This is a genomic window from Sinorhizobium kostiense (genome assembly GCF_017874595.1).
GTDB lineage: Bacteria > Pseudomonadota > Alphaproteobacteria > Rhizobiales > Rhizobiaceae > Sinorhizobium > Sinorhizobium kostiense.
In genome coordinates this window covers 252,085-272,338 of record NZ_JAGILA010000001.1, presented here as the reverse complement: position 1 = coordinate 272,338, position 20,254 = coordinate 252,085, and the positions used below count along the sequence as shown (strand labels likewise).

The 20,254-nt window shown below is 62.5% G+C and carries 19 protein-coding genes; 9 read left to right on the top strand and 10 right to left on the bottom strand.

All coding sequences use genetic code 11. The annotated features are described in order from the left end of the window. Nucleotides 1-81 precede the first annotated feature (81 nt). The 3 genes from J2Z31_RS01195 to der all read left to right on the top strand — a co-directional run bounded on the left by J2Z31_RS01195 (nucleotide 82) and on the right by der (nucleotide 2,930). Nucleotides 82-669, top strand: coding sequence for an NnrU family protein (locus tag J2Z31_RS01195; RefSeq protein WP_209600050.1), 588 nt, complete (start codon nucleotides 82-84; stop codon nucleotides 667-669). A gap of 147 nt (nucleotides 670-816) precedes the next feature. Then, complete coding sequence (locus J2Z31_RS01190; protein ID WP_209600049.1) at nucleotides 817-1,485, top strand: tetratricopeptide repeat protein; 669 nt, start codon at nucleotides 817-819, stop codon at nucleotides 1,483-1,485. An 11-nt stretch (nucleotides 1,486-1,496) separates the two neighbouring features. Next, a complete protein-coding gene (gene der / locus J2Z31_RS01185; protein WP_209600048.1) occupies nucleotides 1,497-2,930 on the top strand; it encodes a ribosome biogenesis GTPase Der in 1,434 nt (477 codons plus the stop codon). Between the two features lie 111 nt (nucleotides 2,931-3,041). Here the strand turns inward: der and J2Z31_RS01180 are convergent, their stop codons facing one another. Then, on the bottom strand, nucleotides 3,042-3,968 hold the full coding sequence (locus J2Z31_RS01180; RefSeq protein WP_209600047.1) for a sugar kinase: 927 nt from the start codon (nucleotides 3,966-3,968) through the stop codon (nucleotides 3,042-3,044). Nucleotides 3,969-4,212: 244 nt separating this feature from the next. Here J2Z31_RS01180 and bglA point away from each other — a divergent pair, with 244 nt between their 5' ends. Then, the gene (gene bglA, locus J2Z31_RS01175; protein WP_209600046.1) at nucleotides 4,213-5,859 is read left to right on the top strand and encodes a beta-galactosidase BglA; all 1,647 of its coding nucleotides are present in this window, start codon (nucleotides 4,213-4,215) and stop codon (nucleotides 5,857-5,859) included. Between the two features lie 142 nt (nucleotides 5,860-6,001). Here bglA and ade read toward each other — a convergent pair whose 3' ends face one another. From ade to J2Z31_RS01135, 8 genes are all read right to left on the bottom strand, one after another. After that, nucleotides 6,002-7,699 (bottom strand): adenine deaminase, encoded by a 1,698-nt coding sequence (ade, locus tag J2Z31_RS01170; protein ID WP_209600045.1) that lies wholly within the window; start codon nucleotides 7,697-7,699, stop codon nucleotides 6,002-6,004. A gap of 112 nt (nucleotides 7,700-7,811) precedes the next feature. Next, on the bottom strand, nucleotides 7,812-9,140 hold the full coding sequence (locus tag J2Z31_RS01165; protein WP_209600044.1) for an aspartate aminotransferase family protein: 1,329 nt from the start codon (nucleotides 9,138-9,140) through the stop codon (nucleotides 7,812-7,814). A gap of 189 nt (nucleotides 9,141-9,329) precedes the next feature. Then, nucleotides 9,330-9,866 carry an ATP-binding protein gene (locus tag J2Z31_RS01160; RefSeq protein ID WP_209600043.1) on the bottom strand — a complete coding sequence of 179 codons (537 nt, stop codon included), beginning with the start codon at nucleotides 9,864-9,866 and terminating at the stop codon, nucleotides 9,330-9,332. 188 nt (nucleotides 9,867-10,054) lie between these two features. Next, nucleotides 10,055-10,396, bottom strand: coding sequence for an ArsR/SmtB family transcription factor (locus tag J2Z31_RS01155; RefSeq protein WP_209601032.1), 342 nt, complete (start codon nucleotides 10,394-10,396; stop codon nucleotides 10,055-10,057). Nucleotides 10,397-10,515: 119 nt separating this feature from the next. Further along, complete coding sequence (locus J2Z31_RS01150) at nucleotides 10,516-11,259, bottom strand: HugZ family pyridoxamine 5'-phosphate oxidase (protein ID WP_209600042.1); 744 nt, start codon at nucleotides 11,257-11,259, stop codon at nucleotides 10,516-10,518. An 89-nt stretch (nucleotides 11,260-11,348) separates the two neighbouring features. Then, the gene (choV, locus tag J2Z31_RS01145) at nucleotides 11,349-12,398 is read right to left on the bottom strand and encodes a choline ABC transporter ATP-binding protein (RefSeq protein WP_209600041.1); all 1,050 of its coding nucleotides are present in this window, start codon (nucleotides 12,396-12,398) and stop codon (nucleotides 11,349-11,351) included. Further along, nucleotides 12,395-13,240: a choline ABC transporter permease subunit gene (choW, locus tag J2Z31_RS01140; RefSeq protein WP_209600040.1), complete on the bottom strand. Its 846-nt coding sequence runs from the start codon at nucleotides 13,238-13,240 to the stop codon at nucleotides 12,395-12,397. The genes choV and choW overlap by 4 nt, the downstream gene beginning before the upstream one ends. Nucleotides 13,241-13,389: 149 nt before the next feature. Next, a complete protein-coding gene (locus J2Z31_RS01135) occupies nucleotides 13,390-14,346 on the bottom strand; it encodes a choline ABC transporter substrate-binding protein (RefSeq protein ID WP_209600039.1) in 957 nt (318 codons plus the stop codon). A gap of 289 nt (nucleotides 14,347-14,635) precedes the next feature. On the opposite strand from J2Z31_RS01135, the gene J2Z31_RS01130 reads away from it, so the two are divergent. Beyond that, on the top strand, nucleotides 14,636-15,217 hold the full coding sequence (locus J2Z31_RS01130) for a thymidine kinase (RefSeq protein WP_209600038.1): 582 nt from the start codon (nucleotides 14,636-14,638) through the stop codon (nucleotides 15,215-15,217). Nucleotides 15,218-15,297: 80 nt separating this feature from the next. Here the strand turns inward: J2Z31_RS01130 and J2Z31_RS01125 are convergent, their stop codons facing one another. Continuing rightward, on the bottom strand, nucleotides 15,298-16,182 hold the full coding sequence (locus J2Z31_RS01125) for a helix-turn-helix domain-containing protein (protein ID WP_209600037.1): 885 nt from the start codon (nucleotides 16,180-16,182) through the stop codon (nucleotides 15,298-15,300). Between the two features lie 153 nt (nucleotides 16,183-16,335). On the opposite strand from J2Z31_RS01125, the gene pobA reads away from it, so the two are divergent. The 4 genes from pobA (at nucleotide 16,336) to J2Z31_RS01105 (ending at nucleotide 20,253) form a co-directional block, all read left to right on the top strand. After that, nucleotides 16,336-17,511, top strand: a complete 1,176-nt coding sequence (pobA, locus tag J2Z31_RS01120; protein ID WP_209600036.1) for a 4-hydroxybenzoate 3-monooxygenase — start codon at nucleotides 16,336-16,338, stop codon at nucleotides 17,509-17,511. An 89-nt stretch (nucleotides 17,512-17,600) separates the two neighbouring features. After that, a complete protein-coding gene (locus tag J2Z31_RS01115) occupies nucleotides 17,601-18,362 on the top strand; it encodes an SDR family NAD(P)-dependent oxidoreductase (RefSeq protein WP_209600035.1) in 762 nt (253 codons plus the stop codon). A 9-nt stretch (nucleotides 18,363-18,371) separates the two neighbouring features. After that, nucleotides 18,372-19,166 carry a crotonase/enoyl-CoA hydratase family protein gene (locus J2Z31_RS01110; protein WP_268828409.1) on the top strand — a complete coding sequence of 265 codons (795 nt, stop codon included), beginning with the start codon at nucleotides 18,372-18,374 and terminating at the stop codon, nucleotides 19,164-19,166. Nucleotides 19,167-19,212: 46 nt separating this feature from the next. Next, a complete protein-coding gene (locus J2Z31_RS01105; protein WP_209600033.1) occupies nucleotides 19,213-20,253 on the top strand; it encodes a TRAP transporter substrate-binding protein in 1,041 nt (346 codons plus the stop codon). The last annotated feature ends 1 nt before the right edge of the window (nucleotide 20,254 follow it).

Below are 20,254 nucleotides of genomic sequence, written 5' to 3'. Positions count from 1 at the left end.
TCCCGCTATGCGATGGTAAACAAATGGTTGAAGCGGGTGGCGCGCACCGCTCCCTGCCGAATTCCTCATATCGGGTGAGACATGGCGCTTCTGGTTCTTGGTATCGTTGTTTTCCTGGGCATCCACCTCGTGCGCAGCTTCGCTCCGGGCGTCCGCGCGGCGGTGATCAAGCGAAGCGGCGCCGCAAGCTGGCGGGCGATCCACGGCATCGCCTCCGTCGTCGGTCTGGCGCTGATCGCGATCGGCTTCGATCAGGCCCGCGCCACGACCGGAATGCTCTACACGCCGCCGGTCTTCATGGCTCATATAGCGCTGGCGCTGATGCTGATCGCGTCGATCTGTCTCGTCGCCGCCTTCCTGCCGCCCGGCAAGATCCGCGCGGCGACCAAGCATCCGGCAATTCTGGCGATCAAGATCTGGGCGCTTGCGCATCTCGTCGCCAATGGCGAGACTGCGTCCGTCCTGCTGTTCGGCGCCTTTCTCGCCTGGGGCGTGATCCTGCGCATCTCGATGAAGAAGCGCTGGCGCGCCGGCGAGATCGCCAATCCGGCCTTCGTCTCCTACCGCTATGATCTTGCGGCGGCGGTCCTCGGGGCGGCGCTCTACGGCGTGATCGTCTGGAGGCTGCACGAGCTCGTGATCGGCGTCTCGCCGATCACCGTCGGGTAATTGACGTTCTCCCCCTTACAAGCGACGCAAAATCGGGTAGAAGGCGCACAATTCCTGGAGCGGCACCGAGAATGACCGCGCGGCGATCCCGCGCGTTCCCGCTCCAGAACTAAACTAGCTGAAAAGGCCGGGCAGCCGGGACGGGACATGGCGAACCAAGACGACAGCTTTATCCGCGAGGTCAATGAAGAACTCCGTTCGGACCAGATGAAAGCCATCTGGGCGCGGTTTGGCGGGCTCATCATCGGGCTTGCCGCCTTGATCGTTCTCGGCACCATCGGCAAGGTCGGCTACGATTATTGGCAGGAGAGTTCATCGTCGCAATCGGGCGATGCCTTCCTGGCGGCGCTCGATCTCGCCAAGCAGAATAAGTCCGAGGAAGCTTTGGCGGAATTGAACAAGCTGGAACAGGAAGGCTATGGCTCCTATCCGGTTCTCGCGCGCCTGCGGTCGGCGACGCTGCAGGCCGAGAAGGGTGAAACCGAAGCGGCTGCAGCGGCGTTTTCCGAAATCGGCAAGGACAGCCGTATTCCGGCAGCGCTGCGCGACGCCGCAAGGCTGCGCGCGGCCTATCTGCTGATCGATGGCGGAGGTTATGAACAGGTTTCCGCCGAGGTCGAGCAGCTGGCCGTGCCGCAGAACGCCATGCGCCATTCCGCCCGCGAGGCGCTCGGGCTTGCCGCTTACAAGGCGGGCGACTACGCAAAGGCGAAGGGGTGGTTTCAGCAGATCGCCGACGACACCGAGAGCCCGCGCGGTGTCGCGAACCGGGCGCAGATGCTGCTCGACGTGATCGCCGCCAGCGGCAAGGCTTGAGGCACTAGAGGATGAGTTTCACCGTCGCGATCGTCGGCCGCCCCAATGTCGGTAAGTCCACCTTGTTCAACCGGCTGGTTGGCAAGAAGCTGGCGCTTGTCGACGATACGCCGGGCGTTACGCGTGACCGTCGACCGGGCGACGCCAAGCTCGTCGATTTGAAGTTCCGCATCATCGACACGGCCGGCCTCGAACAGTCGGCGCCAGACAGTCTTCAGGGGCGGATGTGGGCGCAGACCGAAACCGCGATCGACGAGGCGGATTTGTCGCTCTTCGTCATCGACGCCAAGGCCGGGCTGACGCCCGCCGACGAGACGCTCGCCGAAATGCTGCGCCGCCGCGGGAAGCCGGTCATCGTCGTCGCCAATAAGGCCGAGGCGCGCGGCTCGGAAGGCGGCTTCTACGATGCCTTCACCCTCGGCCTCGGCGAACCATGCCCGATCTCGGCCGAGCATGGGCAGGGCATGCTCGACCTGCGCGATGCGATCGTCGCCGCACTCGGCGAGGAGAGGGCTTTTCCGCCTGCCGAGGACGTCGCCGTGACCGATGTCGATGTCCGGCCGGCCGAGGTGGGCGAGAGCGCGGAAGAGGAAGAGGCCGAGCCTGCCTACGATGAAACGAAGCCCCTGCGCGTTGCGATCGTCGGCCGACCGAACGCCGGCAAGTCGACGCTGATCAACCGCTTCCTTGGCGAAGACCGGCTCCTGACGGGCCCGGAAGCGGGGATTACCCGCGATTCGATTTCGGTCGAGTGGCAATGGCGCGACCGCACGATCAAGATGTTCGACACGGCCGGCATGCGCCGCAAGGCGAAGGTCCAGGAGAAGCTCGAAAAGCTTTCCGTTGCCGACGCGCTCCGTGCCATCCGTTTCGCCGAAACGGTAGTCATCGTCTTCGACGCGACAATTCCATTCGAGAAGCAGGACCTGCAGATCGTCGATCTGGTCCTGCGCGAGGGGCGGGCGGCGGTGCTTGCCTTCAACAAGTGGGATCTGGTCGAGGATTGGCAGGCGGTGCTGGCCGACTTGCGCGAAAAGACCGAGCGGCTCCTGCCGCAGGCCCGCGGCATCCGCGCGGTGCCGATCTCCGGCCATACGGGCTACGGGCTCGACCGGCTGATGCAGGCGATCATCGAAACGGACAAGGTCTGGAACCGCCGCATCTCGACCGCTCGCCTCAATCGCTGGCTGGAAACGCAGCAGGTGCAACACCCGCCGCCCGCCGTCTCCGGCCGCCGGCTGAAGCTCAAATACATGACCCAGGTGAAGGCGCGCCCCCCCGGTTTCATGATCTCCTGTACCCGCCCCGAGGCGGTGCCGGAATCCTATGTGCGCTACCTCGTCAACGGCCTGCGCAAGGATTTCGACATGCCCGGCGTGCCGATCCGCGTCCATTTCCGCGCCTCGGACAATCCATACGAATCGAAGGCGCGCAAGAGGCGGTGAGGTGGCGGCGGAGGCGGCTTTGGCCCCTCGTCCGGCTTGGGTGGACCGGCCACCTTCTCCCCGCGAGCGTGGGAGAGGGCTACGGTGAGGGGCAAAATTCCTCTTCTGCCGTTAAAGAATACCGTCTGCCATCAGAGTCTCCCGCGCTACCAGCGCCCCGTGATGGCCGATGACCGCGGCGGCGACGCGGGCGGCGAAGGCGGCGGCATCGGCCGGGCTCTCGCCAAGAGCGAGGCGAGCGAGGAATGAACCGTTGAAGCTGTCGCCGGCGCTGGTGGTGTCGACGATTTCGGAAACAGGCTCCGCGGGAACGTGGAGGCGCGTTCCGCTGCCGAACTGCAGCGTGATGCCGTCGGCGCCGTTCTTGACGGCAACGTCCGCGACACCGAGAGCGCGGTAGCGCTCGATCGTCGTCTCGACGGAGGCATCGCCGAAATGCGCCGCCTCGTCGTCATAGCTTGGGAGAACGATTGTCGCTGCCCGGGCGCCGGCCTCGATCGTCGCGCGCATCCGTTTCGCGCTGTCCCACAGGCGGGGCCGGATGTTCGGATCGAAGACGACGCGCTTGCCGCCGGCCTTCGCCCGCCGCAGTTCCGCCAGCAGCGTCTCGGCGGCATCGGGCGAAAGGATCGCAAGCGTGATGCCGGAGAAGAAGGCGATCTCGGCGGCCTCGATCGCGGTCCGCAGCCGGTCGGGGTCATCGGCAAGAAGCCTGGCGGCGGAGGTGGAGCGCCAATAGGAGAAGCTGCGCTCGCCGTTCTTCAGGTGGATCATGTAGAGCCCGGGCATGCGGCCCTCGATCCGGGCAATATGGCCAGTGCCGACACCGGTGCTCTCCATGAAGCCAAGCAACTCGTTCGAAACAATATCGGTGCCGACTGCCGTGAAATAATCGACGGTCCAATCCGTCGGCAGGAAGAGGCGGGCGTAATAGGCGGTATTGAAGGTGTCGCCGGCGTAACCCTTGCGCAACATGTCTCCGCCCGTCTGCATCATTTCGACCATGCACTCGCCGATCGAAAGCATCCTGCCCGCCATTCACCCCTCCCTCTCCGATGATTCGCACCGAATGGGTTAGCGAAGCGCCGCCGGCGGGGCAAGCGAATGTTGCGGCTACCGTTTACTCCTACTGCATGTCTCCTTAAATCGAGCTCGATTTAAGGACAAAGACATGCAGCGTTTCAAAGTGCTACAGCGACCTTTGCGCGTCTGATAAGACGCGCGGCGCTGTAGGGTGCAGGAAGATACATCTCGAACGGATTGCGTCAGCGAGGAAATGTGAATGGCAATAACAACGAGGTCCGGCGACGATTGGTGGCGCGGCGCGGTGATCTACCAGGTCTATCCGCGTTCATTTCAGGACACGGACGGCGACGGCATCGGCGATCTTCGCGGCGTCACGAGTCGCCTTCCCCATATCGCTTCGCTCGGCGTCGACGCGATATGGCTCTCGCCCTTCTTCACCTCGCCGCAGACCGACATGGGCTATGACGTCTCCGATTACTGCGATGTCGATCCTATGTTCGGCACGCTGGACGATTTCGACGAGATGATGGCGGAGGCGCACCGGCTCGGGCTGAAGGTGATCATCGACCAGGTGATCTCGCATACCTCCGACCGGCACCCCTGGTTCGTCGAAAGCCGCGCGAGCCGGAGCAATCCGAAGGCGGACTGGTATGTCTGGGCCGATCCGAAGCCGGACGGAACGGCACCGAACAACTGGCTTTCGGTTTTCGGCGGCCCGGCCTGGGAATGGGATGGCGTGCGCAGACAATATTACATGCACAACTTCCTGACCTCGCAGCCGGACCTCAATTTCCATAATCCGGAGGTCCAGGAGGCCGTGCTTGCGACCGTCCGCTTCTGGCTCGACCGCGGCGTCGACGGCTTCCGGCTCGACACGGTAAACTACTATTTCCATGACGGGCATCTGCGCGACAATCCGCCGCTCGTGCCGGATCCGGAAGCGACGAGCAGCGACGCGCCGGACGTCAATCCTTACGGCATGCAGAATCACCTTTACGACAAGAGCCAGTCGGAGAACATCGGTTTCCTCCGGCGCCTGCGGGCGCTGCTCGACGAATATGGCGGTCGCGCCACCGTGGGCGAGGTCGGCGACGGCGCCCGGTCGCTGAGGACCGTGGCAGCCTATACCAGCGGCGGCGACAAGCTGCACATGTGCTATACGTTCGACCTTCTCGGACCGACCTTCACGGCAAGCCATTTCCGCCGTTGCGTCGAGAATTTCCAGACGATCGTCACCGATGGCTGGGTGTGCTGGGCTTTTTCCAACCATGACGTGATGCGTCACGCCAGCCGTTTCGCGCCGCTCGGGGCCGACCGGGAGCGGGTCGCGAAACTTGCCATTTCGCTGCTCGCCAGCTTACGCGGCTCGATCTGCCTCTATCAGGGCGAAGAACTGGGGTTGCCCGAGGCCGAGCTTGCGCTTGAGGAATTGCGCGATCCCTACGGCATCCGCTTCTGGCCGGCCTTCAAGGGGCGCGATGGTTGCCGTACTCCGATGGTCTGGGAGAGTGGGCGCGCGAATGCCGGCTTTTCCACGGGCATTCCGTGGCTGCCGGTGCGCGAGGACCATCGGTTGCTGGCGGTCGATGCGCAGGAGGGCGTTCCCGGTTCGGTGCTCGAACATTATCGCAGCACGCTTGCTTTCCGCCGGGCACATGCAACCCTCGTCGATGGCGAGATGGCATTCCTCGCCTCGAACCGTGACGTTCTTGCCTTCGTCAGAAAGAAGGGAGGGCAGCGCCTGCTGTTCGTCTTCAATCTGACAAGCAAACCGCAGACCGTGCACCTGTCATCCGACACGATCGTCGCCGAAGCGCTGCCCATGCCCGGCTTTGCGCCCGCCTTTGCCGACAATGTGGTCAAGCTCGAAGGACTCGATGTGTTTTGCGGAAGCTTGCGGTAGCATAGCTTACGACCGAGGACGACGGAGGAGAGGGCACCGGCAGTGCTCGTTCGCTCCAGTCTGAGGACAGCAGCCGAAAAGGTAGGATAGCAACGGAGCAGGTCGGTGAAGCCGGACGAGGGCCGCCAGAGGCGGATAACCCTCAACCGATCAGCGCGAACTTGTCGACGTCCACCAGGCCCCGATCGGAGATCTTCAGATGCGGGATCACCGGCAGTGGCAGGAAGGCGAGCTGCAGGAAGGGTTCTTCCAGTGTAGCCCCGAGCGCGAAGGCCGCCTGGCGTAGGTGGTGGAGAATGTCGCGCACCCTCTCATAAGGTTCGAGACTCATCAGGCCGGCGACCGGCAGCGCGATCTCGCCCAATACATTGCCGTCTTCGACGACGACGAAGCCGCCCTTGATTTCGCCAAGGCGGTTGGCGGCGAGCGCCATGTCCTCCTCGTTGACCCCGACGACGCAGATGTTGTGGCTGTCATGGCCGACGGTGGAGGCGATCGCGCCCTTTTTCAGCCCGAAGCCCTGGACGAAGCCGTTGGCGTGGTTGCCGTTGATGCCGTGGCGCTCGATGACGGCGACCTTGATGATGTCGCGGTCGAGGTCGACACCGGTCTGATTGCCTTCAGTGGGCAGTCGGTAGCGGCGGTGCGCGGTGATGATCTTGCCCGGCAGCACGCCGATCACCGATGTCTCGCCTTCGCTATAGGGGACACCGAAGTCGGCGGCCTTGACCTCGCCGGCCCTGACACTGTCGAGCCCCACCGGCTCGACAGGTTTGCGCTGTGCGAAGAGCTGGTCGGTCACTCGCCGTCCAGCGGAAAACACCAATTGCGCCTTGCAATTCTCCAGGCTGTCGACGACGACGAGGTCGGCGCGCCAGCCGGGGGCGACGAGGCCGCGGTCGCTGAGGCCGAAGGCCCGGGCAGCCGAGATCGAAGCGGCGCGATAGATTGCGAGCGGCTCGACCCCGGCAGCGATCGCCGCGCGGATCATGTGGTCGAGATGGCCCTGTTCGGCAATGTCGAGCGGATTGCGGTCATCCGTGCAGAGCGCCAGGAAGGGTGACAAGCGTTCGGTGATGATCGGCATCAGCGCCTGCAAGTCCTTGGAAACGGACCCCTCGCGCACGAGGATATGCATGCCCTTGCGGATCTTTTCGAGCGCCTCCTCGGCTGTCGTGCATTCGTGGTCGGTGCGGATGCCAGCGGCGAGGTAGCCATTCAGCTCATTGCCGCGCAGAAGCGGCGCGTGGCCGTCGATGTGGCCGCCCTGGAAGGCGTCAAGTTTGGCGAGACAGATCGCGTCCTTATGCACGACGCCGGGGAAATTCATGAATTCGGCGAGACCGATCACCTTTGGATGGTGACGGAAGGGCACAAGCCGCTCGACCGGGAGGTCGGCGCCGGCGGTTTCGAGATGGGTGGCCGGTACGCAGGAGGAGAGCTGGACACGGATGTCCATGATCGTCTCCATCGCCGAATCGAGGAAAAACTGAATGCCCTCGGTGCCGAGGACGTTGGCGATCTCATGCGGATCGCAGATGGCGGTGGTGATGCCGAGCGGCAGGACGCACCGGTCGAATTCGTGTGGCGTCACGAGCGAGGATTCGATGTGCAGATGCGTGTCGATGAGGCCGGGCACGACGATGCGGCCGGCAACATCGATCTCCTCCAGGCCCTGATAGTCGCCGCAGGTGCCGACAATGCGGTTGCCCGAAATGGCGATGTCCGAGGCGACGAGCTCGCCGGTAACGAGATCGAAGAACCGCCCGCCCTTGAGCACGATGTCCGCCGGCTTGCGGCCAACGCCATGATCGATGAGACGTTCCAGCGCTTGCGTCATGAGCTCACTCCGCTTTCCACATTGATTCATGACAATAACCCTCTCCCCACAGACGGGGAAAGGGCCATGGATTGCGAAACCGGGTCTGGCGATCCGCTGGACGTCGTTGGTATCAGATGTTGTCTTTCAGAACGCCGCGCAGCTTGTCGAAGAGCTCGTCGATCTCTTGCTTCGCGATGATCAGCGGCGGCGACAGTGCGATGATGTCGCCGGTGGTGCGGATGAGGAGGCCTTTCTCATAGGCTTTGAGGAAGGCGGAGAAGGCACGCTTCGTCGGTTCTCCGGCAATCGGCTGGAGCTCGATCGCGCCGATCAGGCCGATATTGCGGATATCGATGACGTACGGGCAGTCCTTCAGGGAATGCAATTGCTCTTCCCAGTAGGGTGCCAGCTCGGCGGCGCGCGTGAGCAATCCTTCTTCTTTGTAGGTGTCGAGCGTGCCGAGCGCCGCGGCCGAGGCAATCGGATTGCCGGAATAGGTGTAGCCGTGGAAGAACTCGATCAGGTGCTCCGGCCCGGTCATGAAGGCGTCGTGGATCTCCGAGGTGACAAACACCGCGCCCATCGGGATGACGCCATTGGTGAGCCCCTTGGCGGTGGTGATGATATCCGGCTTGACGTCGAAGTATTGAGCGGCAAAGGGGGTGCCGAGACGACCGTAGCCAGTGATGACCTCGTCGAAGATCAACAGGATGCCGTGCTTCGTGCAGATCTCGCGCAGCTTCTGGAGATAGCCCTTGGGCGGGATAAGCACGCCAGTCGAGCCTGCGACGGGTTCGACGATGACCGCGGCGATCGTCGAGGCGTCGTGGAGTGCAATGATGCGCTCCAGCTCGCCTGCAAGGTCCGCACCGTGCTCCGGTTCGCCGCGGGTAAAGGCGTTCTTCCCGGGCAGGTGCGTGTGGGGAAGATGATCGACACCGGTCAGCAGCGTCCCGAACATCTTGCGGTTGGCGACGATGCCGCCGACCGAAATGCCGCCGAAATTGACGCCATGATAGCCGCGCTCGCGGCCGATCAGACGGAAGCGGGAGCCGTCGCCTTTGGCGCGGTGATAGGCGAGCGCCACCTTGAGCGCCGTGTCGACCGATTCGGAGCCGGAATTGGTATAGAGAACATGGTTCAGGCCTTCCGGCGCGATATCGACGAGCCGGTTGGCAAGTTCGAAGGCTTTCGGGTGGCCGAGCTGGAAGGCCGGCGCGTAGTCGAGTTCACCCGCCTGCTCGCGGATTGCCTCGGTTATTTTCGGCCGACAATGTCCGGCATTGACACACCAGAGGCCCGCCGTCCCGTCGAGCACGGTCCGCCCGTCATGGGTCGTGTAGTACATGTCCTTGGCGCCGACGAAGAGGCGCGGTTCCTTCTTGAACTGCCGGTTGGCCGTGAACGGCATCCAGAAGGCGCTAAGGTCGTTCGGCGTGGTGTTCAGGCGGTTCGACATGTCCGGTTCTCCTCGGCGGATCTTGATTGCCGGCAGCAAGCGGCTGGCCAGCCGGATTCTTTTACCCATTGGTCAAACTATCAGCGGGCCCATAGGCGTCAAGCCTGCGCGTTCTCGCGTCTCGCACCCCCAATCTTGCGATTTCGGTGGCGGAAATCGATCCTGGGGTCGTCTGAAATCGCGAATTTATTATGCCAGCAGGCGAAAACATCCGCTGTTCACGGCCTCGATCACCGCGCTCAGAGTGTCTTCCCGAGTGTGGCCATCGGTTGGCAGGACATGCCGCTCAAGTGCGCCCAGCGATGAAAGCTGTTGATGAAGTGCCGCGATTGGACCGGGGTCGGTCAGCGTGTCCCCACCACGCTCCTGGCAGCGTCGGATGGCGACATCGAGCGGTGGACGTAGAACGACGTAGTGCAGCGGCGCCGTGAGTTTCCGGAATGGTTCCAAGAACCATGGTCCGACAATGCCGTCCACAATGACAAAATAACGGCCGTCGGCATAGGCTGCGGCTACCTTCGTCAAGGCGTCGACGACAACGATGTTTTGTTCATGGGCTTCAGGCAGATAGGGTGGGATGGCTCCGTTCTTGATGAAATGCCAGAAATCATCGCAGTGAAGATGGACCTTCGACGATCCAGATCCTCTGGCAAGCGCCTGCGCTGTCGTCGTCTTTCCAGACCCGGGCGGTCCGGTGAGGATGAGAATTTCACCCGCGTGATTCATAGCGCGACCGTTTAGCACGAAACCGCGCCAAGGTCAGCGATGGCCGGAAGGCGGCACGGGCGGGTGTCCAATATTCTTTGACTTGGGCATGGATTTCTCAGCGAAGCTCGCGCCCCACACAAAAATATAAGCCCCGCGATTGCTCGTCGGGGCTTCTGAGGTTACGTGCGGTGTGGCGTTTAGGGAGGTTACGCCAATTTGCGGATGAGTGGCTTTTCTTCCACCGCAGCGACGTCGCCGTAGATCTCTGCAAGTGCGCCCAAAATCTTCATGACGGCGTCGGAGGAACTTGAATAGTAGATCGTCTGTGCGTCGCGACGGGTGCTGACCAGATTCTGGGCTCGCAGCTTCGAAAGGTGTTGGGAAAGAGCCGACTGGCTCAATCCGACCTTGTTGGCCAATGCGCCTACCGCCATCTCTTCCTTGACCAACGAGTCGAGGATGAGGAGGCGTTTCGGATTTGCCATGGCAGAAAGGAAACCGGCCGCTATTTCGGCTTCCCCATGTTTTTCAGGCGAAAGAGGCTGCATCGCGTGCTCCATGCGAAGATTACATCACACGTAGTTATCTTTGACGAAGCACGATAATTAGACGTGATGCATAAAAGGGCAACCACCCACTGCAAGAAATGGGGGTAGCTAAACGCCATTTAGCGGTAAAGTTTTTTCAAGAGCGGCCGCAACTCGGCCGTGTCCTCAATGGATTTCTCGAACTCCACACGTTTCAGCGATTCGCCATCGGAAAGATCGAGCCCCGCCGAATCAATCCCGACGATCTTCCAGTCGCCGTCGCGAGCCCGACAATGGACCTTTGCATAGTGCTTCACGGCGTCGGGATGATCGGCATTCATGTGCTCGATCGCGCTTGCTTCCATATCGACAAGCGCCGTCGCGGCTGGCGAGGAGATGGCAAAATCTTCGGCCGTCAGCGCATAGGCGCGCCCGAAGCCGCCATTGAGGCTCGCGCGGAGCGGCTTAAGGCGGAAGAAGCTGAAATCCGCAAAATCGGCATAGAGGCTCGCCTTAGGATGGCGCCGCAAGAAGCGCTCTCGGATGCGGGCGTGGTCCGCCGAATCGCGCTGAACCTGTTTCGCCTCGCACTGGAGGGTGAGGCGCGGATGGGCCAAGGGATCGCCGCGTCCCGGTTCGCCCGTCAACAGCGACGCGCGATTGTCGGCAATCAGCGCCTGGGTGTGCGTCGAAAGCCGCGAGACGAGAATCACCGCCGCTCCGTCGATGTCGATGCCGATCAGCACGCGGCTGACGAAGGGGAAGCCGCCGCTGCCGGGCTCGATCGCTCCAAGGGCGCCGCTTTTCGCCGATCGGAGCAGGATCCGGGCAAGCTTGCGTGCCTCGTCATCCGTCTCGCGCAGAACATTGGGTTTCTCGCTCATGGCTGGCCTCCCTTGCCGCCGGTTGTCCCCACCAAAAATAAAAGGCCCGGAGCGGCAGCTCCAGGCCTTTTGACGGATGCTTGCCCGCGTCATTCCCTGCTGCGATGGCGAGTAAGCCCTTCGACGATATTCTGGGCATCGATCGTACCGACGACCGCGCCATTGTCGACGACACCGATGCTGCCCGGCTGGCGCGACATGGCATCGAGGATGTCGATCAGTGGCGTCGTCGGCTTGGCGGTGGCCGTCACGCCAGCGTTCGCATTTGCTCTCTCGACGCCCGTCTGCATCACGTCTTTCGCCGTCAGCATGGTAATCGGGTTCATGTGCTGGACGAAGTCAGCCACGTACTGGTTGGCCGGGTTCTTCACGATCTCTTGCGGGGTGCCGCACTGGATGATCCGCCCGCCTTCCATGATGGCGATGCGATTGCCGATGCGGAAGGCCTCGTCGAGATCGTGGCTGACGAAAACGATCGTCTTCTTAAGCCGCCGCTGGAATTCGAGCAGCTCGTCCTGGAGGCGCGTGCGGATCAGCGGGTCGAGCGCCGAGAACGGCTCGTCCATGAGCAGGATCGGAGCGCCGGTCGCAAAGGCCCGGGCGAGGCCGACACGTTGCTGCATGCCGCCCGAAAGTTCGTTCACCTTGCGATCCGCCCACTTGGTGAGGTTGACGAGTTCGAGCTGCTCGCCGACGCGCTTCTTGCGCTCGGCATCAGGAACGCCGGCAAGTTCGAGGCCGAATCCGACATTGTCGGCTACCGACCGCCAGGGCAGAAGCGCGAATTGCTGGAACACCATGGAGACGGTGTGCATGCGGAAGTCGCGCAGGGCCTTGGCATTGCAGCGATAGGGGTTGAGCGACCCGCCCCCCGTCTTGACCTCGACCTCCCCCCGGACCACCGGAGCAAGACCGTTGACCGCCCTGAGCAGGGTCGATTTTCCGGAACCGGACAGCCCCATCAGCACGAGGATTTCGCCTTCATGGATCGACAGTGAGGCGCCCGCGACGCCGAGAACGAGACCGGTGGCGGCGCCGATCTCATCGCGGCTCTTGCCCTGGTCCACCATCTCGAGTGCGGCCTGCGGATTCTTGCCGAAGATGATGTCGACATTCTTGAAAACGACGGCGTCTGTCATGCGCCTTCTCCTTCATCGGATGAGCGGAACAGACGGTCGAGGACGATTGCCAGGATGACGATGCAGAGACCGGACTCGAAACCCCGGGCGATGTTGACCGTGTTCAATGCCCTGAGCACCGGCACGCCGAGGCCGTTTGCGCCCACGAGCGCGGCGATCACCACCATGGAGAGCGAGAGCATGATCGTCTGGGTGAGCCCGGCCATGATCTGCGGCATGGCGAAGGGCAGTTCCACCTTGCGCAGCACCTGCCAGGGCGTGGCGCCGAAGGATTCGGCGGCCTCGACCAGCGATGGCGGCGTCGAGATGATGCCGAGACGCGTCAACCGGATCGGCGCAGGAATGGCGAAGATCACCGTTGCGATCAAACCCGGTACCATGCCGAGGCCGAAGAGGATCAAGGCCGGGATCAGGTATACGAAGGTCGGTATAGTCTGCATCAGGTCGAGTATCGGGCGCATGAAGGCATAGATCCAGGCGCGCCGCGCTGCGGCGATGCCAAGCGGGATGCCCACGGCCATGCTGACGAAGGTTGCAGCGAGCACCAGCGCCAGCGTCTCGGTGGTTTCCTCCCAATAGCCCAGGTTGATAATCAGCAGCAGACCAAGACAGGTAAAGGCCGCGATGCCGATCGAGCGGCGGAACCACCAGGCAAGCGCGGTCACGATGGCGATGACGATGAGCGGGTGCGGCGTCTGGAGGACATAGAGCAGGGCAGAGATGATCGCCGACAGCACGTTTGCAAGCTGGTCGAAGAAGAGCTCGAAATTGGTTGTCAGCCAGTCGACGAAGGCCTTGGCCCAGGCGCCGATCGGAATGGGATTGTCAGTCAGAAGTTCCACGGGATTGCATCCCTCTCGTCAGGGGTCGAACAGGATCGCATGAAGCGGTGGAATGGCGGGATGCCCAGCGTGCCGCATGTCTCCGGTTATGGGAACATGCGGCACTTCAGCCCTGCGCGTCCAGAGAACGCACGGGTGCCGTGGATCGATCAGAGGCCGAGTTCGGCCTTGACTGCGGCCAGTCCATCGCCACCGTCCTTGGTGGTAACCCCGGCAAGCCAGGGCTCGAGAGCCTGAGGGTTGGCCTTCAGCCACGCCGAGGCGGCCTTTTCCGGATCCTCCCCGTCGTCCAGGATCTTGCCCATGATCTGGTTTTCCATCTCAAGCGTAAACTTGAGATTCTTGAGAAGGGCGCCGACATTCGGGCACTCCTCTATATAGCCGGCACGGACATTGGTGTAGACGGTGGCGCCGCCGAAGTTCGGGCCAAAAATGTCGTCGCCGCCGGAAAGATAGGTGAGCTTGAAGTTTGCATTCATCGGATGCGGCTCCCATCCGAGGAAGACGATCGGCTCGCCGCTTTTCTCGGCGCGGGCGACTTGCGCCAGCATGCCCTGTTCGGAAGATTCGACCACTTCGAAGTCCTTGAGTCCGAAGGTGTCCTTCTCGACCATGTCGATGATCAGGCGGTTGCCGTCATTGCCTGGCTCGATCCCGTAGATCTTGCCGTCAAGCGCATCTTTTTGCGCGGCAATGTCCTTGAAATCCTTTATACCGAGTTCCGCGCCCTTGGCGTTGGTCGCAAGCGTGTATTTGGCGCCTTCGAGGTTCTCGCGCACGGTCTCGACCGACTTGTCCTCGCGATAGGGGGCGATGTCGGCTTCCATCGTCGGCATCCAGTTACCGAGGAAGACGTCGATGTCCTTGTTCTTCAGCGACGTGTAGGTAACCGGGACCGAGAGGACCTTTACATCCGTCTCATAACCGAGTGCTTTCAGGATGGTCGTTGTCGTTGCCGTCGTTGCGGTGATGTCCGTCCAACCGACATCGGAGAAGCGGACGGGGCTGCAGCTTTCCGGATCCGCCGCCGCGGCGTTTCCGGCGGTCAGGGCACCAACGCAAACGGCGCCCGCCAGCATGAGTTTGAGAGAGAGCTTCCTTATCATTGTAATCGTTCCCCTGCTTCCATTTCTTTTGTTTAGCCAAACACCAATGAGACCCGAATTCAAGGCCTTGATGCCCAAAGGCAGTGTATTGTCTCAATACATGGAGGGGGTGCACGGAGCGACGCGGAATGTCGCAATGACCGTAAAAAAGGACGCGCGGCAGCTATCCGAAAAGCGAACGGCGGTTGGTTAGAGACATTGCGAAAAATCTGTGGGTGCTTCGTCCCTGCTCTGGCCATCGATTACAGGCCTCGTCATGTAACGACATTCGATTCCAGAGACGGGGCTGATGGCCAAACTCTATTTCAGCTACGCGACGATGAACGCGGGCAAGAGCACGCTGCTGCTGCAGGCGTCCTGCAATTACCGCGAGCGCGGCATGCGCGTCGCGATGCTGATCGCGGCTTTCGACGATCGCGCGGGTATTGGACACATCGCCTCGCGCATCGGGCTTACGTCGGAGGCGATCCCGTTCCACCGCGACGATGATCTCTACGTTCTCGTCGAGCGCATGAACGGCGACGGTTCTGGCGAGATCGCCTGCGTCTTCGTCGATGAGGCGCAATTCCTCGGGGAGGATCAGGTCTGGCAGCTCGCGCGCGTCGCCGACCGGCTCGCCATTCCCGTGATGGCCTATGGCTTGAGGACGGATTTCCAGGGCAAGCTTTTTCCAGGTTCCATGGCGCTGCTCGCGATCGCCGACGAGTTGCGCGAAGTCAGGACCATCTGCCACTGCGGCCGCAAGGCAACGATGGTCGTGCGCCTGGACGGTGAGGGCAATGTGGTCCGCGAAGGCGCACAGGTCGATGTCGGTGGCAACGAGAAATACGTCTCCTATTGCCGCCGCCACTGGGAAGACCGGATGCGCTAGCTCATCGGCTCGAAAGTTGGACCCGATTTTCGGAAAGCACGATGCGCGGATTCAAAGAGTCACAATGCGCCAAGTGGCGGTCACGCGCCAAGCCTCAGCCGCTCGGCGATGCGCCAAGCGCGCGGCGTCATGCCGTTGTGGCGGACGAAGAAGCGCGAGAAATAGGCCGGGTCGGAAAAGCCCAGACGGAAACTGATTTCCTGCACGCTTGCGCGGGTAAAGACAAGCTCGCGCTGCGCAGCGGTGAGGAGCCTTGCGGCAATGATTTCCTGCACGCTTTTTCCTGTCATCGCTCGGGTGATGCGGTTGAGATGCGTCGGCGACAGGCTGAGTTCTCGCGCATAGAAGGCGGCCGGATGGTGCGTGAGATAATGCTGCTGAAGGAGCGCGTCAAAGAGCTCCATCCGCCGCTCATTATTGGTTTCCCCCAGCCCCTTCTCGTTCGGCGGCGCTTGTGCAAGCCGCTCCGTCAAGGTCAAAACGGTCATCAGATAGCTGTCGAGGAGTACAGTGCGGTGGCTGCGCCGCCCCTCCCATTCTGCCGCAAGACGCTTCAATGTGTCGGCGATATATCGCCCGTCTTCTCCATCACCGAGCGGCGTCAGGCGCGGTGCGGCCAGCCATGCACCCAGCCTGCTTCGTCCGCCCGAAGCCGGCAGATGGGATGCGAGAACCGTGAAGACGAAGCCGTCCACGTCGCGAGAGAAACGAAAGCCGTGACTGGCGCCCGCCGGGACGGTGACGATCGCCGGCGGCAAGATCGCCTCTGACCGGCCGCCGAAGGTCGCATCGCCGGAGCCGCCAGCGATGTACAGGATCTGAAAGAAGTTCTCGTGTCGGTGCAGTCCGATCTCCCAATGGTGAAGGCTGCTGCGCGACGGGATCGTCTCGCAATGCAGCCAAAATTCCGGCCGTTCTCCGGATTCTTCGCCATAGAGCTCATAGGTCGGGACGGGGCGCTTCATCGGACTCTCTCGGGATCAATGTTCGATTTGTGCAATTTGTTGGCGGAAAAGTCCATTGAGGCGCGTACCGACGATGCGCAGAATTTGACAAGTGTCAGGCCCCGATGGCGGCAGGACATCGACCGGGCCGACAGGCCGGTAAGGGAGGAAAGCATGCGTACACGGGTCGCCGTCATCGGCTCCGGGCCGTCAGGCCTGCTGGTCGGGCAATTGCTCACCCGGGCGGGGATCGACAACGTCGTTCTCGACCGTGCGAGCAAGGACTACATTCTCGGCCGGGTACGGGCCGGCGTGCTCGAGGAGGGCACGGTTCGGCTGATGGACGAGGCGAAATCCGGCGCGCGCATGCATGCGGAAGGCCTGCCGCATGACGGCTTCTCACTCGCCTTCGACGGCCGCGATCACCGCATCGACCTCTTCGGCCTGACCGGCGGCAAGCGGGTGACGATCTATGGCCAGACCGAGCTCACGCACGACCTGATGGACCAACGCGAAAAAGCGGGAGCGCTCTCGATCTACGAGGCGGCGAACGTGACGCCTTGCGACTTCGAAGGACATGCTCCGCCCTACGTCACTTATGAAAAGGACGGCGTCACCCACCGCATCGACTGCGATTTCATTGCCGGATGCGACGGCTTTCATGGGGTGAGCCGCAAGTCGATACCGGAAAAGGCGATCCGCACTTTCGAGAAGATCTACCCCTTTGGCTGGCTCGGCATTCTCGCCGACGTGCCCCCGGTGAGCCACGAACTGGTCTACGCCAACCACCCGCGCGGCTTTGCACTCTGTTCGATGCGATCAATGAGCCGCAGCCGCTATTACATCCAATGCTCGCTCGATGAGCAGATCGATGAATGGACCGACCAACGCTTCTGGGACGAACTGCGCCGCCGGCTGCCGGCTCACCATGCCGAGCGCATGGTGACGGGTCCTTCCTTCGAAAAGTCCATCGCGCCGCTACGCTCCTTTGTCGCCGAGCCGATGCGGTTCAACCGGCTATTCCTTGTCGGCGATGCCGCCCATATCGTGCCGCCGACGGGCGCCAAGGGGCTGAACCTTGCGGCGAGCGACGTGCACTACCTGTTCGAGGCCCTGCTCGAATACTATCAGGACCGCTCCAATGCCGGTCTGGACTCCTATTCGGCCAAGGCTTTGGCACGCGTCTGGAAAGCGGTTCGCTTTTCCTGGTGGATGACGACGATGATGCACCGCTTCCCCGACACCAGCGATTTCGACCAGAAGATCCAGGAGGCCGAGCTCGACTATCTCACCCATTCGCGCGCTGCGGCGACGGCGCTGGCGGAGAACTATGTCGGCCTACCCTTCTGAGGGCAAAGCCACCCAGTTTGTTCGCGCGAATTATTGTTCATTGACATAACAATAATTCGACGTAACAAATTGCTGAGGGAGGAAATGCGATGATCAAAGGACACGTGGCTTTAGTGACGGGAGCAGGCAGCGGTCTGGGGGCGGCGACTGCGCGGCACCTTGCTAGCCTCGGCGCCACAGTCGCCTGCATCGATCTGACCGAGGGAGCGGCAGCGGCAGTTGCCGCCGATATCGGCGGATTGGCCCTTGGCGCCGATGTGTCCGACGCGGCGGCGGTGGAGGCGGCATTCGATCGACTCTTGGAAAAGCTCGGCGTGCCGCGCGTCGTCGTCTCCTGCGCCGGCATCGGAACGGCTGCCCGCATCCTGCCGCGTGACGGCAGCCTTACCATCGGTGCGTTCGAGCGCACGCTGCGGGTCAACCTGCTAGGCACCTACACCGTGATGAGCGTTGCGGCGCGGGCAATTGCCGCGGCCGAGCCGCTGGACGGCGATGGTGCAAGGGGTGTAATCATCAATACTGCCTCCATCGCCTATGAAGACGGGCAGATTGGGCAGGCCGCCTATTCTGCCTCGAAAGGCGGAGTGGCGTCGATGACGCTGCCGGCCTCCCGCGAGCTGGCGCGCTTCGGCATCCGGGTCATGACCATCGCCCCCGGGCTCTTCGAAACTTCCATGAGCGCCGGTCTGCCCGACGATGTCCGCGCTGAAATCCTCAAGGCGGTGCCGTTTCCTTCAAGGATGGGCGACGCGAACGAATTCGCCCGGCTAGTGCAATGCATCGTCGAAAATCCAATGCTGAACGGCTCGGTGATCCGCCTGGATGCGGCCGCGCGCATGCCGATCAAATAGGAGATGCCTTTGTCACAGGCGCACGTCACACCCAAAGACGCGGCACAGATCCTGACCGTAGAGATCGATGGCCCGCTCGCCATCCTGACCATGAACCGGCCCGAGAAGCGCAATGCAATGTGCGACTCGCTGCTCGATGCAATCGACGCGTTCCTTGCGAGGCCGCCTGAGGGGGTCCGCGTCGTCATCCTGACCGGCACGGCGGGGCACTTCTGTTCGGGGCTAGATCTCAGCGAGCATGTGGCCCGCGACGCCGAGGGCACGATGCGGCATTCGCGCAACTGGCACCGGGTGATGGATCTCGTTCAGTTTTCGGGCCTGCCGGTCGTTTCGGCCATGTTCGGCGCCGTCATCGGCGGCGGACTGGAGCTCGCCGCCTCGACGCATGTGCGGATTGCCGAGCCCTCCACCGTCTTCCAGCTGCCGGAGGGGCGGCGCGGCATCTATGTCGGCGGCGGCGCCAGCGTCCGCATCGGCCGCATTCTCGGCTCCGACCGGATGTGCGAGATGATGCTGACCGGCCGTAAATATGGCGCCGAGGAAGGATTGGCATTGGGCCTCACCCATTACGTGGTGGGTGAGGGCGAGGCGATGACGCTCGCCCGCGAACTGGCGCAGAGGATCGCGGAGAACGCCCAGCTTTCGAATTTCATGATGATCCAGGCGATCAGCCGGATCTCCGACATGTCGCGTAGCGACGGGCTCTTTACCGAAAGCCTGGCGGCCGCCGTGTCGCAGACCAGCGCGGATGCGCAGGAAGGCCTGCGGGCCTTCCTCGAAAAGCGGAAGCCGGAATTCCGGTAGATCGCAACAGACAGAGTGGAAGGTCGAGATAGAGGGAGGAATATCGATGACCAGCTTTACGAGACGGACGATTTTAGCCTCGATCGGGGCGGCACTGGCCGCGCCCGCAATCCTGACGCGGGCGCATGCCGCCGAAGTGACCCTTCGGCTGCATCATTTCCTGCCGGGCGTCGCCCCGATGCAGACGAAGTTCTTCGAGCCGTGGGCCGCCGAACTGACCGCCGCCTCGAACGGGGCGATCGAGGTCCAGATCTTCCCGGCCATGCAGCTTGGCGGCAAGCCGCCGCAGCTTGCCGACCAGACGCGGCAGGGCATCTGCGACATCGCCTGGACGCTGCCGGTCTATACGCCCGGCCGGTTTCCGGTTGCCGAGACCATGGCGAATCCCTTCATGGTGACCAACGCCGAGAAAACCTCGGTGGCCATGCACAAGCTCATGGACGAGTTCGGCCAGAACGAATACCGCGGCATGAAGGTCCTGGCCTTCCACACCCATGATGGAGGCAAGCTGCACACCCGCAACGCGCCGGTGCGGAGCAAGGCCGATCTGAAGGGCCTGAAGCTCAGGGCGCCGAACCAATCTACCGGCGACCTCCTGGCCAATCTCGGCGCGGAGGTGGTCTTCTTCCCGGTGACGGAAATGGTGGTGGGCCTCTCGAACGGCGTGATCGACGGTTGTTGCCTGCCCTATGAGGTCGTCCCTGCTTTCAAGCTGCAGGAACTGACCTCTTACAGCGCGGCGCCGGCGCCGGCGGCACGCGGGCTCTACGCCAATACCTTTGCACTGGTCATGAACCAGGCCAAATACGAAAGCCTTTCGGACGATCTGCGCGGCGTCATCGACAAGGCGTCCGGCATGGCCTTGTCGCATCGGCTCGGCAAGCAATTCGATGAATTCGAAGCCTCCGGCAAGTCGGTGGTCGAGAAGCAGGGCAATCAGATCGTCGAGATTCCGGCCGAGGAAATTGCAGCCTGGCGAGAGGCCGCGGCGCCGATCTATGACGCCTGGATCGCCAAGCTCAACGATGCCGGCCATGACGGCGCCGCCATTATGGCCCGTGCGAACGAACTGCTCGATGAGGGCTGAC

Excerpts from the sequence above, each read along its gene's own strand:
- choV (WP_209600041.1), bottom strand. The coding sequence starts at position 12,398 with ATGACAGACGCCGTCGTTTTCAAGAATGTCGACATCATCTTCGGCAAG.
- J2Z31_RS01150 (WP_209600042.1), bottom strand. The coding sequence starts at position 11,259 with ATGAGCGAGAAACCCAATGTTCTGCGCGAGACGGATGACGAGGCACGC.
- J2Z31_RS01130 (WP_209600038.1), top strand. The coding sequence starts at position 14,636 with ATGGCCAAACTCTATTTCAGCTACGCGACGATGAACGCGGGCAAGAGC.
- J2Z31_RS01195 (WP_209600050.1), top strand. The coding sequence starts at position 82 with ATGGCGCTTCTGGTTCTTGGTATCGTTGTTTTCCTGGGCATCCACCTC.
- J2Z31_RS01115 (WP_209600035.1), top strand. The coding sequence starts at position 17,601 with ATGATCAAAGGACACGTGGCTTTAGTGACGGGAGCAGGCAGCGGTCTG.
- J2Z31_RS01190 (WP_209600049.1), top strand. The coding sequence starts at position 817 with ATGGCGAACCAAGACGACAGCTTTATCCGCGAGGTCAATGAAGAACTC.
- ade (WP_209600045.1), bottom strand. The coding sequence starts at position 7,699 with ATGACGCAAGCGCTGGAACGTCTCATCGATCATGGCGTTGGCCGCAAG.
- J2Z31_RS01160 (WP_209600043.1), bottom strand. The coding sequence starts at position 9,866 with ATGAATCACGCGGGTGAAATTCTCATCCTCACCGGACCGCCCGGGTCT.
- J2Z31_RS01155 (WP_209601032.1), bottom strand. The coding sequence starts at position 10,396 with ATGCAGCCTCTTTCGCCTGAAAAACATGGGGAAGCCGAAATAGCGGCC.
- J2Z31_RS01135 (WP_209600039.1), bottom strand. The coding sequence starts at position 14,346 with ATGATAAGGAAGCTCTCTCTCAAACTCATGCTGGCGGGCGCCGTTTGC.
- bglA (WP_209600046.1), top strand. The coding sequence starts at position 4,213 with ATGGCAATAACAACGAGGTCCGGCGACGATTGGTGGCGCGGCGCGGTG.
- pobA (WP_209600036.1), top strand. The coding sequence starts at position 16,336 with ATGCGTACACGGGTCGCCGTCATCGGCTCCGGGCCGTCAGGCCTGCTG.
- der (WP_209600048.1), top strand. The coding sequence starts at position 1,497 with ATGAGTTTCACCGTCGCGATCGTCGGCCGCCCCAATGTCGGTAAGTCC.
- J2Z31_RS01180 (WP_209600047.1), bottom strand. The coding sequence starts at position 3,968 with ATGGCGGGCAGGATGCTTTCGATCGGCGAGTGCATGGTCGAAATGATG.
- J2Z31_RS01165 (WP_209600044.1), bottom strand. The coding sequence starts at position 9,140 with ATGTCGAACCGCCTGAACACCACGCCGAACGACCTTAGCGCCTTCTGG.
- J2Z31_RS01105 (WP_209600033.1), top strand. The coding sequence starts at position 19,213 with ATGACCAGCTTTACGAGACGGACGATTTTAGCCTCGATCGGGGCGGCA.
- J2Z31_RS01125 (WP_209600037.1), bottom strand. The coding sequence starts at position 16,182 with ATGAAGCGCCCCGTCCCGACCTATGAGCTCTATGGCGAAGAATCCGGA.